Genomic DNA, 1,970 nt, shown 5'->3' with positions numbered 1-1,970 from the left:
AATGTGGGAGCCAGGCTTGCCCGCGATGGCCGCGACGCAGTATGCCGCCGTACTCAAATGGCACTGAACCGCCGCCCCAACCCCTTGATAACAAACTGCTCGATGATGAAATCCACAAACGCCCGGGTCTTGCCGGGCAGCAGTTTGTGTTCGGCGTAATAGATGGAAATGTTGCCGTCATCGACATACCAGTCGGGTAACACCCGCACCACTTGCCCGCTGTCGAGAAACGGCACGGCCATCGGCATGCTGACCAGCGCAATGCCCATACCCTGGGCGCTGGCACAGCAGGCGGCTTCGGAGTCGCTCATGGTCATGCGCGGTTTGAGCACCAGCGGGCGCTGTTCCCGTTCGGGGCCGGTCAATTGCCAGGAACGCACGCGGCCGGTTTGCGGCGAACGGATCAGGATGCCCAGGCAACGTGACAAATCCTCGGGTGCCGACACCGGCGGGCGTTTCGCCAGGTAATCCGGTGAAGCCACCAGCACGCGGTGCGCCGGCGCCAACTTGCGCGCCACCACGCCTTGGGGCAGTTCAAAACCACCGCCGATGGCGGCATCAAAGCCCTGGCCGATCAGGTCGACCTGACGATTATCAAAATGCCAGTCCGGGCTGATGTCCGGAAAGCGCTGCATGAATTCCCCCAACAGCGGCACCACATAACGATTGCCGAACACCGTGCCCATGCTGACTTTAAGCGTGCCCACCGGCCGCCCTTCGGCGCTGGCCAGGTTGGCCACGGCATTTTGGATGGTGGTGAGGCTGCCGCTGACTTCTTCGAGGAACAGCTTGCCGGCTTCGGTCAGCGTCAGCCGCCGGGTGCTGCGCTGAAACAACCGAACACCGAGCCGCGCTTCCAGCTTGGCGACGCTTTTACCCACCGCCGCCGGCGTCAGGCTCAGGTGCCGGGCGGCCTCGGCAAAGCTGCCGCCTTCGGCGCTGCGCACAAAGCATTCGATACTGCCAAAGCTCTCCATACCAACCCACTCTAAACTTTTGGTTTACACAGACTATAGCAATCACGGTCTACCGGGCTGGCGGGGTGAGGTCGATACTCGGTTCCATCAACAAGGCATACCGCCTTGAACGGTTGGGAGATCGACATGACCACGCAAAACCTCATCGGTAAAGTCGCCTTGATTCAAGGCGGTTCCCGCGGCATCGGTGCCGCCATCGTCAAACGCCTCGCCGCGCAAGGTGCAAGCGTTGCCTTTACCTACGTCAGCTCGGCCGCCAAGGCTGAAGAGCTGCAGAACAGCGTGATCAGCGACGGCGGCAAAGCCTTGGCGATCCAGGCCGACAGCGCCGATGCCACGGCGATTCGCAATGCGGTTAACGCAACGGTCGAAGCGTTCGGCCGCCTGGACATCCTGGTGAATAACGCCGGCGTATTGGCCATCGCCCCGCTGGAGGATTTCAAGCTGGAAGACTTCGACCAGACCCTGGCGATCAACGTGCGCAGCGTGTTTATCGCGACTCAGGAAGCCGCCAAACACATGGGTGAAGGTGGCCGCGTAATCAACATCGGCAGCACCAATGCCGAGCGCATGCCGTTTGGCGGTGGCGGCCCGTATGCGATGAGCAAGGCGGCGCTGGTGGGCTTGACCAAAGGTTTGGCACGCGACCTGGGGCCGCGCGGCATCACGATCAATAATGTGCAGCCAGGGCCGGTGGACACCGACATGAACCCGGCGAACAGTGAATTTGCCGAGACGCTGATCGGGTTGATGGCGGTGGGCCGTTATGGGCATGTCGAGGAAATTGCCAGCTTTGTGGCGTATCTCGCGGGGCCGGAAGCGGGGTATATCACCGGGGCGAGCTTGACCATTGATGGTGGTTTCAGCGCATAACCCACTGTAGGAGCTGGACTTTGTGGTAACTGGCTCATGTGGGAGCTGGCTTGCCTGCGATGGCGGTGTAACTGTGCCGGATGGGTGGCTGGTTCACCGCTATCGCAGGCAAGCCAGCTC

Annotated in this window: 2 protein-coding genes; one reads left to right on the top strand and one right to left on the bottom strand. The window is 61.6% G+C overall.

Translation table 11 applies throughout. The features are described 5' to 3' along the window. Window positions 1-53: 53 nt before the first annotated feature. Window positions 54-977 carry a LysR substrate-binding domain-containing protein gene (locus tag WBB95_RS23385; protein WP_424489721.1) on the bottom strand — a complete coding sequence of 308 codons (924 nt, stop codon included), beginning with the start codon at window positions 975-977 and terminating at the stop codon, window positions 54-56. Window positions 978-1,103: 126 nt separating this feature from the next. Between WBB95_RS23385 and WBB95_RS23380 the strand changes: the two genes are divergently transcribed. Further along, window positions 1,104-1,850: a 3-oxoacyl-ACP reductase family protein gene (locus WBB95_RS23380; protein ID WP_424489720.1), complete on the top strand. Its 747-nt coding sequence runs from the start codon at window positions 1,104-1,106 to the stop codon at window positions 1,848-1,850. The last annotated feature ends 120 nt before the right edge of the window (window positions 1,851-1,970 follow it).

Origin of the sequence: Pseudomonas sp., from assembly GCF_049645325.1 — a bacterium.
Classification (GTDB): Bacteria; Pseudomonadota; Gammaproteobacteria; order Pseudomonadales; family Pseudomonadaceae; genus Aquipseudomonas.
The sequence above is the reverse complement of the archived record's forward strand: the minus strand, read 5'-3'. Positions and strand labels throughout refer to the sequence as shown.